The organism is Burkholderia sp. Bp8992, assembly GCF_003853705.1.
Taxonomy (GTDB): Bacteria; Pseudomonadota; Gammaproteobacteria; order Burkholderiales; family Burkholderiaceae; genus Burkholderia.
The window spans coordinates 88610-97874 of the sequence record NZ_QTQI01000029.1 but is presented as its reverse complement, the minus strand read 5'-3'; the positions used below and the strand labels follow the sequence as shown (position 1 = coordinate 97874).

The 9265-nt window shown below is 69.3% G+C and carries 4 protein-coding genes and 1 pseudogene; all 5 read right to left on the bottom strand.

Translation table 11 applies throughout. From position 1 onward, the window contains the following. A pseudogene (locus DIE03_RS31780) lies at positions 1 to 482 on the bottom strand (hypothetical protein); the annotation flags it as partial. A 455-nt stretch (positions 483 to 937) separates the two neighbouring features. Next, positions 938 to 1972: a transglutaminase family protein gene (locus DIE03_RS31775; RefSeq protein ID WP_124456144.1), complete on the bottom strand. Its 1035-nt coding sequence runs from the start codon at positions 1970 to 1972 to the stop codon at positions 938 to 940. Next, positions 1966 to 4572 (bottom strand): circularly permuted type 2 ATP-grasp protein, encoded by a 2607-nt coding sequence (locus DIE03_RS31770; protein WP_124456150.1) that lies wholly within the window; start codon positions 4570 to 4572, stop codon positions 1966 to 1968. The genes DIE03_RS31775 and DIE03_RS31770 overlap by 7 nt, the downstream gene beginning before the upstream one ends. 205 nt (positions 4573 to 4777) lie before the next feature. After that, complete coding sequence (locus DIE03_RS31765) at positions 4778 to 8191, bottom strand: DUF2126 domain-containing protein (RefSeq protein ID WP_124456143.1); 3414 nt, start codon at positions 8189 to 8191, stop codon at positions 4778 to 4780. A gap of 92 nt (positions 8192 to 8283) precedes the next feature. Continuing rightward, the gene (locus DIE03_RS31760) at positions 8284 to 9261 is read right to left on the bottom strand and encodes a transglutaminase family protein (protein ID WP_124456142.1); all 978 of its coding nucleotides are present in this window, start codon (positions 9259 to 9261) and stop codon (positions 8284 to 8286) included. Between the last annotated feature and the right edge of the window lie 4 nt (positions 9262 to 9265).

Here is a 9265-nt window from a genome sequence, read left to right as displayed (position 1 = left end):
ATCCCCTGGACGGTCACCCATCCGGCCGCGCGGTCGTCGAGGCCGCCGTGCCAGAGATCGGGCAGGCTCGCGCAGCCGTTCGTGAACGGACCGCCGCCCCAATAGTCCTTCTCGTTCAGGAAGATCTTGTCGCCATACTCTTTCAACTCTGCGGCGGTTGCCCGATAGCCCCACCGGAAATGTATGACCGGCGAGAACGACGGATCAGGCTTGACGTAGTTGTCCGCAAGCAGCGTCGGATTCAGGAACCCATCCGGCGTCACGCTTTCCGTGTACTTCGCCGGCACCAATTGCCCGGCATCGATGCCGTGATATTGCAACTGATCGTCCAGCCGCCCGAGCCGTCGGTTCAGACCGTCGCACAGCCCCCGCTCGGCGGCCTCGAACCATTCACCTTCTGAGTTCACGCCATGGACGAAGATGACGATACCGGGCAACGGCATTTGCTTGATGCAGATCAGCCGGGTGTCTTTCGTCCACATCGACACCCCGTCGCCTCGGCCGACGACGATCGGTGGAGGCTCGCGTGGCGTTCCGGTGCTGTCCGACTCGGTGGCATCGATCGACCGTGCGACGGGTTCGTCCGTCGCCGATCGAGAATCGGAATAAAGCTGCGTCACCCTGGCTCCTGCGCGCGGTTTGGTGTTTTTCTGCCGTTCCGCCGCCAGCCGTTCAGGCTGACGCGACGTGAACGCAGATCCGGATCATCGGAAATCCGGGCACCAGCGCACAAGTGCAGTTTTCTCTTTTCCTACAGAATTGAACTCGTCCGATTCAATCGAACGGAATGACACGTGACTTTCCGGTCATGTCTCACGGTCGAGTACGAAGTGTCTTCCGAGCCGCGCGCATGGACCGTCCGGTTCGCAGCCATCACGAACGTACGCGCCTGCAGACACGCGATCAACAAACGACCGCTCCGATCGGCGAACCCGCATCAATCGGCATCGAGCGGCTCGACCGTCACGCCGACCTTCAGCTCCTGATCCGCGCCACCACCGCGGATCACGCCGCGCAACGGCGTCACATCGGCATAGTCGCGGCCGATCGACAGCATCACGTAGTCGTCGCCCGGCGCGCGATCATTGGTCGGATCGAGCTGCAGCCAGCCGTTGTCCTCGGGCCACGCCGGGTCGTACACCTCGACCCAGGCATGCGACGCATCGGCGCCGATCAGCCGAGGCTGACCGGGCGGCGGCTGCGTGAGCAGGTAGCCGCTCACGTAACGCGCGGCCAGCCCGAGCGAGCGCAACGCGCCGATCATCACGTGCGCGAAGTCCTGGCAGACGCCCTTGCGCAACCGTAGCGCATCGAGCGCCGACGTCGTGATGTCGGTGCTGTTCGGCGTGTACGCGAAATCGGCATGCACGCGCCGCATCAGGTCCCAGGCGGCCTGCACGAGCGGCCGCTGCGGCGTGAAGCTCGCGGCCGCATACGCGGCGAGTTCGGGATCGCAAGCAACATGCGGCGACGCGAACACGAATTCGCTCGCCGCGTCGTAAGGCTGACCCGCGCGGAACCGCAACCGGTCGCGCACGGCTTCCCATTCGGTCGCCTGCTTTGCATCGGGATTCGCGATCGCGGGCGGCGGTTCGCCGCGCGCGCCGCGCGACCATACGGGCGGCGTCACGCGCACCGTGCTGCGGCTGCGCACGAGCAGCGCGTCATGCGGCTGGTTCAGCGCGAACGACGCACGCGCGTTGCCGAACGCGTCGATCTCCGTGCTGACCGACTCCGGTGCCGGCTCGATGTCGAGCGAGAACGACAGCACCTGCTGGCGCGGCGTGACGAGCGGTTGCAGGCGCGCCTGGTGCTGCGCGGATTCGACACGCGCCGCGTAGCGGTATTCGGTGTCGTGCGTGACGCGCAGCAACCGGCCCGGTGCAACGGCGGCCGGAGCGGCCGGTGCCGCTGCCGGTCGTGCATGGTTGGCGCCAGACGGCGCTTTTACCGCGCCTTTCGTCGTCACCATAGCGTCCTGCCCGCCTCGCGCACGTGGCTGAAATAGCGCTCGCCGATCCGGTTCGACAGCTCCCACACCGCCTTCACCGTCGTGTCGAGCGCGGCGAGCAGCTTGTCGTGCCGGCCGCCTTCGGCGGTCTCGCACAGCTCATGCAGCGACCACGCGGGAACGTCCGGAACCGTCTCGGCCAGCTCGGACAGCGCATAGCCTTCGCTGCGCTCGACTTTCGTCAGCCGGCCGCGCAGCGCCTGCACGACCCAGCCGAGCGAGCGCGGGTTGTCGGTATCGAGCACGACGAGCGACAGCAGCGGCGCGACATCGAAGCCGCGCTGGAATCGCGAGCGGAACGTGATCGTGCTGTCGAACAGCTCCAGCACGAGTTCGAAGCCGTCCTGCCGATGCACCGCGCCTTCGTCGAACGCGAACTTCAGCACGCTGCATAGGAAATCCAGCCGGTCGATCTGCCGGCCGATCGACAGCAAGCGCCAGCCGTCGTCGCGGGTCATGTTGTCGGTCTGCGCGCCGGTGATCGCGCCGAGCAGCAGGCCCAGGCGCTCCAGCAGCTGCAGTGCCTCGTTGCCGATCTGCTCCTCGGCTTCCGGCAGGCCGGCGCTGTCCGCGAACAGTTGCGTCGCGTCGTCGATCAGCCGCCACTGATCGCTCGACAGCCGTTCGCGGATCGCGGCCGCCGCGCCGCGCATCCCGAACAGGCACGACGCGATGCCCGACGTGCGATCGGCGCCGCGCGTCAGCGATGTCGCGAGCGCGTGCTGGAACGCGCGCGGCGCATCGACGGCATTCGGTGCGTCGGCCGCGATCAGGCCCGTGTCGCGGCACAGCGTATCGATCAGTTCCAGATGCGCGGGGCTGTCGACATCGTCTTCGCCGCGCAGCCGTTCGAGCGCGGCGCGGGCCAGCCGCATCAGGTTGGTCGCGCGCTCGGTGTAACGGCCGAGCCAGAACAGGTTCTCCGCCGCACGGCTCGCGATCGCGCGGGGCCGTTCGACGAGGTCGTCGGGGCCGAGGTGTGTCTGCAGCAGCGTCGTCGAATCGACGATGCCCTCGGTCATCACCCATGTATCGACGGTGCTGCCGCCGCGCGGCATGGGCGCGTTGAACAGCGTGTCGCGTGTGCCGACCCGCGACAGCCCGCCCGGCAGGAGCCGCCAGCGCTGCGCGCCGTCGGCGAGCGCGAAGACGCGCAGCAGCAGCGGCTTCGGCACGATGCGTGCGCCGCCGTTGCCGTCGGGCTCGTCGGACCGCGGCCAGGTCGGCGCCTGCGACAGCGGCAGGTCGGCCTGCACCGTGTAGTGTTCGGGCTGCGCGAGGATCCGCGCGCGCCATTCGGCCAGCTGCGGCTGCGTGAGCCGTGCGCCGATCACCGGCTCGAACCCGCCGCCGGCCTGCACCTCGGGTGGATAGGAGGCCTTGATGATGCCGCGCGCGAGCTGCGGCAACGCGTCGTCGCAGGCGGCCGCCTCGCCGCACCACCACGAATGCACGGCCGGCAGCGTCAGCGTTTCGCCGAGCAGCCCTTCGGCGAGGCGCGGCATGAAGCCGAGCATCGCCGGCGATTCGAGGAAGCCCGAGCCCGGCGCATTCGCGAGCAGCACGTTGCCCGCACGCACAGCCTGCAGCAGCCCCGGCACGCCGAGCATCGAGTCGGTCCGCAGTTCGAGCGGATCGAGCCACGCATCGTCGACGCGCCGCAGGATGCCGTGCACCGGTTCGAGCCCGCTCAGCGTCTTCAGGAACACGCGGTTGTCGCGCGCGGTCAGGTCGCCGCCTTCGACGAGCGTGAGGCCGAGGTAGCGCGCGAGATACGCGTGCTCGAAATACGTCGCGCTGTGCGGCCCCGGCGTCAGCAGCACGATCCGCGAATTCTTGCGGGCCGGGCTGAGCGACTGCATGCTCTGCAGCAGCGCGCGGTACGCGGACGCGAGCCGCTGCACGCGCAGCCCGCGAAACCCGCGCGGAAAGAGCCGCGACACGATCAGGCGGTTTTCGAGCAGGTAGCCGAGCCCGGCCGCGCCCTGCGTGTGCTGCGCGACGATCCGCCACTGCCCGTCGGGGCCGCGCGCGAGATCGAACGCGACGACGTGCAGCCACGTGTCGCCCGGCACGCGTGCGCCGCGCATCGCGCGCAGGTAGCCGGGATGACCGGTGACGAGCGCAGGCGGCAACAGCCCGCGCTGCAGGATCGTCTGCGGCCCGTAGAGGTCGGCCAGCGTCGCGTTGAGCAGCCGCACGCGCTGCAGCACCCCGCGCTCGATTCCGACCCAGTCCTCGGGCGTGACGATCAGCGGCAGCAGGTCGAGCGACCACGGGCCGGCCGCGCCGTCGCCGGCGCGCTGCTCGTGCAGCTGATAGAACAGGCCGTTCTCGCGCATGCGCCGGTGCAGCGCGTCGGCGCGGCGATCGAGGTCGGCCACGCCGTCGCTGCCGATCGATGTGAAGAAACTGCGCCAGGCGGGCGCAAGCGCAGGCGCGTTCAGGCCGGCCGCGCTGCCGCGCAGTTCGTCGTAGCGGCCGGCGGCCGCCGGCGCCGCGAGCGCGGCAGCCAGTTCGGCGGCATCCGGCTGCGCGCCGGAATCGAAAAGCGTGGGCATCGCGTCGAGGGCGGCGAGATGATCGGTGTCAATGGGCGGCACGATGTCGTTCCGTCTTCAGGGTGCAACGGCGCATGCGCGCCGCCGCACCGGCGGCAAGCTGCTGCGGCGCGCGGCCGCAATCTGCCCGCATCCTAGCATTCCGGCGCGGCCGCCGGGAGGTTGCGAGCCGCGCATCGTCGTCCTCCGCCCCGTCATCGCTGGATCACGGCCGCCGCAAGTCGAGCGTGAACGGGAATTCGCGGCTCGGCGCGGCAGCCGCGACATCCATCCGTCCCGGCGTATGCCCCATCTCGACGAAGCGCGCGAGCCGGCGGCTCTCGGCCTCGTACGCATTGACCGGGAAGGTCGCGTAGTTGCGCCCGCCCGGATGCGCGACGTGATAGCGGCAGCCGCCGAGCGAACGCTGCAGCCACGTATCGACGATGTCGAACGTGAGCGGCGCGTGCACGCCAATGGTCGGATGCAGCGCCGACGGCGGCGACCACGCCTTGTAGCGCACGCCCGCGACGTACTCGCCGACGGTGCCGGTCGGCTGCAGCGGCAGCGCGCGGCCGTTGACGGTCACGACGTGGCGGTTGTCGTTCAGCCCCGTCACGCGCACTTCGAGCCGTTCGACCGACGAATCGACGTAGCGCACCGTGCCGCCGGGCGCGCCCTCCTCGCCCATCACGTGCCACGGCTCCAGCGCGCCGCGCAGCGACAGCTGCATGCCGTTCACCGCGATCTGGCCGAACAGCGGGAAGCGGAATTCGAAGTGCGGCGCGAACCACGCCGGATCGAACGCGAAACCGGCATCGCGCAGTTCGGCGAGCACATCGTCGAAATCCATCTGAAGAAACTCGGGCAGCATGAAGCGGTCGTGCAGCGCGGTGCCCCAGCGCGTGAGCGGCGTCGTGTACGGCGCGGCCCAGAAACGCGCGACCAGTGCACGCAGCAGCAGTTGCTGCACGATGCTCATTCGCGCATGCGGCGGCATTTCGAACGCGCGCAGTTCGAGCAGGCCGAGCCGGCCGGTCGACGAATCGGGCGAGTACAGCTTGTCGATGCAGAACTCGCTGCGGTGCGTGTTGCCCGTCACGTCGATCAGCAGGTTGCGCAGCACGCGGTCGACGAGCCACGGCGGCATGTCCTGACCGAACAGCAGCTTGTTGCGCTGGATCTCGGCGAACGCGATGTCGAGTTCGTAGAGCTGGTCGTTGCGCGCCTCGTCGACGCGCGGTGCCTGGCTCGTCGGCCCGATGAACAGCCCGGAGAACAGGTAGGACAGCGACGGATGGTTGTGCCAGTACGCGATCAGGCTCGCGAGCAGGTCCGGGCGGCGCAGGAACGGGCTGTCGGCCGGCGTCGCACCGCCGAGCACGAAGTGGTTGCCGCCGCCGGTGCCGACGTGGCGGCCGTCGACCATGAACTTCTCGCTGCACAGCCGCGACTGCCACGCGGCGTCGTACAGGAATTCGGTGTGGTCGACGAGCTCGTCGAAGCTCGCGGCCGGATGGATGTTCACCTCGATCACGCCGGGATCGGGCGTCACCTGCAGCATCTTCAGCCGCGCATCGCGCGGCGGCGGATAGCCTTCGAGCACCAGTTTCACGCCGAGCGCGTGCGCGGTCAGCTCGATCGCGCCGAGCAGCTCGAGATAATCCTCGAGCGCGGCAAGCGGCGGCATGAACAGGTACAGGATGCCGTTGCGCACTTCGACGCACAGCGCGGTGCGCGTGATCCACGCGGCCGATTCGAAGCGCTCGGGCCGGCGCTGCGGGTCCGCGGCGCCCGGTCGGCCGCTCGCGGCCGTGCCATCGTCGCGCCACTGCATCACGGTCTGCGCGGACGCTTCGCGATGCACGCCGGCCAGGTAGCGCGGCGCGTCGGCCGGGCCCGCGTAGCGTGCGCGGATCGCGGCGGCGTCCGGCAGCGCGGTGCGCGGCGCGAACGGATCGCGTTCGACCAGGTACGGGTGGTCGGAGCGGGTGGCCCACGGCAGCGAATCGAGCGGCAGCCGATAGCCCATCGGCGAATCGCCCGGCACGAGATACATCCGCTCGTCGCGGAAGAACCACGGGCCGGTCTGCCAGCGCGGCCCGTCGAGGCCTGGCGTGTCGTCCGTGCGCTTGACCGGCAGCACGTAGCCTACGACGCTGTCGAGCTGCTGATCGAACACCTTGCGCAACCGCGCGCGCTCGAGCTCGTCGTCGAGCCGCGAGTCGAACGGATCGACGTTGACGGGCAGCCGGCGCTCGCGCCACAGGTAGTACCAGACATCCTCGTAGCCGGGCCGGATGAATTCATCGGTCAGGTTCAGCCGCGCGGCGAGCGCATCGATGAAGCGCTTCGCGTCGTCGGTCGTATATGCGGACGGCTCGCGCTCGTCGGCGAACAGCGACGGATCGTGCCATACGGGCTGGCCGTCCGCGCGCCAGAAGATCGACAGCGCCCAGCGCGGCAATTGCTCGCCCGGATACCACTTGCCCTGCCCGAAGTGCAGGAAACCGCCGTCGCCGTACTCGGCGCGCAGTCGCTGCACGAGTTCGGTCGCATAGCCGCGCTTGGTCGGGCCGAGCGCATCGGTGTTCCACTCGGCGCCGTCGCGATCGTCGATCGACACGAAGGTCGGCTCGCCGCCCTGCGTGAGCCGCACGTCGCCGGCCGCCAGCGCGCCGTCGACCTGTGTGCCGAGCGTCAGCACGGCGTCCCACTGCGATTCCGTATACGGTTTCGTCACGCGCGGCGATTCGTACACGCGCGTCACGGTCATCTCGTGCTCGAACGACACCTCGCACTCGTCGATCAGCCCTTCGACCGGCGCGGCGCTCGTCGGCTGCGGCGTGCATGCGAGCGGAATATGCCCTTCGCCGGCGAGCAGGCCCGACGTCGGGTCGAAGCCGATCCAGCCGGCGCCCGGCAGGTAGACCTCGCACCACGCGTGCAGGTCGGTGAAGTCGACCGACGTGCCGCTCGGGCCGTCGAGCGACTTCACGTCGGGCGTGAGCTGGATCAGGTAGCCCGACACGAAACGCGCGGCGATGCCGAGATGGCGGCACAGCTGCACGAGCAGCCAGGCGCTGTCGCGGCACGAGCCGGACGCGAGCTCGAGCGTCTGCTCGGGCGTTTGCACGCCGGGTTCCATCCGCACGAGATAGCCGATGTCGCGCTGAAGCTGCTGGTTCAGCGCGACGAGGAAGTTCACGGTGCCGGCCGGCGTGAGATCGACGCCGTCGAGATACGTGCGGAACAGTTTCGATGCGCTCGTCTGCGGATCGCAGACGAGATACGGCGCGAGCTCGGTCTTCAGCGCGTCGTCATAGCTGAACGGGTATTGCTCGGCGCTCGCTTCGAGGAAGAAGTCGAACGGGTTGTATACCGACATCTCGGCGACGAGATCGATCGTGATCTCGAAGTGCTCGGTACGCTCCGGAAACACGAGCCGCGCGAGATAGTTCGAGAACGGGTCCTGCTGCCAGTTGATGAAGTGCTGCGCGGGCTCGACCGTCATCGAATACGCGAGGATCGGTGTCCGGCAATGCGGCGCGGGCCGCAGCCGCACGACCTGCGGGCCGAGGTTGACGAGCCGGTCGTAGCGATAGCGGGTGGTGTGATGCAGCGCGACGTGGATGGACATGGGAGCTCGGTTCGGGTTGGGCCGGCCGGGCCGCCGCGTCGCACTCGACGCGGCGGCCCGGCATGGCGGATTCGGCGAAAGCGCGCGTCGGGTCAGACGAGCTCGGGCGTCTGCACGACGCTGATCTCGACGCCGACGGCCGTGGCGCCGAGCCCCGTCACCGGCTGCGCGTCGCGATAATCGAGGCCGACCGCGATGCGCACGTAGCGCTCGTCCGGGCAGCGGTTCATGAACGGGTCGAACCCGACCCAGCCGAGCCCTTCCACATAGGCCTCGGCCCACGCATGACCGGCCGGCTGCTGCATCAGCGCGGCGGCCTGCGGCTGGGCGCCGAGCGCCGGTTGCGGCAGCCCTTGCGATTGTGCGGCATGCGACGCGCCGAGCACCTGCTGCATGCCCTCGCCGCTCTGCAGCGCGAGCGCTTCCTCCTCCTCGACGTCGCCCGCGTTCTGCTTCGCATCGGCGATGCGCTGCATCGCGCTGTCGGCGAGCACGTAGCCCGAGATGTAACGCGCGGGAATCTTCAGCACGCGCGCGGCCGAGATGAATGCATGCGCGTGGTCGCGGCTCGTGCCCTGGCCGTTTTGCAGCGCGGTTTCCGCGTCGACGGGCGCGTCGGCGGCCAGGTTCGGCGCATACGCGATGCGGCCGTGCACTTCCGTCATCAGCCAGTGCAGTGCGTCGAGGCCCTGCGGATCGATCGGCAGCGCTTCCGCGAGCTCGCGCACGGTGTCGCCGGCCTTCGTGAGGGCGGTCTCGCGCTCGAAGATCCAGGGCGGCGCATAGCCTTCGGGATGCCCGAGAATGCCCGCACGATCCTGCGTCTCGACGACGCCGGCCGCGACGACCACGATCTCGGCCTTCGCGCCGCGATCGTGACGCACGAGGTCGATCCGGTTGCCGAGCCCGTCGGCGTACGACAGCGACGGCTCGACGCCGTCGATCGTGACCTGCCACGCGCGCACCGTCTGCCCGGGGCCCGACTGCGGGCGCAGCCGCAGCCGTTGCAGCGCATGGGTGGCTTGGTCGTCGAACTGATAACGCGAGATGTGTCGAATGGCGAGTCGCATGGCA

Coding starts and splice junctions, on each gene's coding strand:
- DIE03_RS31775 (WP_124456144.1), bottom strand. CDS start 1,972: ATGGTGACGACGAAAGGCGCGGTAAAAGCGCCGTCTGGCGCCAACCAT.
- DIE03_RS31770 (WP_124456150.1), bottom strand. CDS start 4,572: ATGCCCACGCTTTTCGATTCCGGCGCGCAGCCGGATGCCGCCGAACTG.
- DIE03_RS31765 (WP_124456143.1), bottom strand. CDS start 8,191: ATGTCCATCCACGTCGCGCTGCATCACACCACCCGCTATCGCTACGAC.
- DIE03_RS31760 (WP_124456142.1), bottom strand. CDS start 9,261: ATGCGACTCGCCATTCGACACATCTCGCGTTATCAGTTCGACGACCAA.